This is a genomic window from Bacillus sp. SIMBA_008 (genome assembly GCF_046535495.1).
Classification (GTDB): Bacteria; Bacillota; Bacilli; order Bacillales; family Bacillaceae; genus Bacillus; species Bacillus subtilis.
On record NZ_JAWRWL010001253.1, the window covers coordinates 1 to 236 of the forward strand.

Sequence of the window (236 nt, forward strand, 5' to 3'; positions counted from 1 at the left end):
GTTGCTTTCGCACTGAAAGTATCATGAACTAATGCACAACGAATACCATTTACTTTGTTTGCTGCAATTGACATACCGATGCCTGTCCCACAAACTAAAATACCACGATCTACTTCGCCATTCGCTACCATTTCCGCTGCTGGAAACGCAAAATCAGGGTAATCAACAGAACCAGCTTCACATTCACAACCTAAATCAATATATTCAATATTTAACTCTTCTAATAAACTCACAAG

At 38.6% G+C, this 236-nt stretch carries 1 protein-coding gene; it reads right to left on the bottom strand.

Annotated features, from left to right (window positions below; genetic code table 11):
- On the bottom strand, positions 1-233 hold a 233-nt coding region (locus SB658_RS27445; RefSeq protein ID WP_410603715.1), incomplete at its 3' end, for an RpiB/LacA/LacB family sugar-phosphate isomerase.
- Positions 234-236 lie beyond the last annotated feature (3 nt).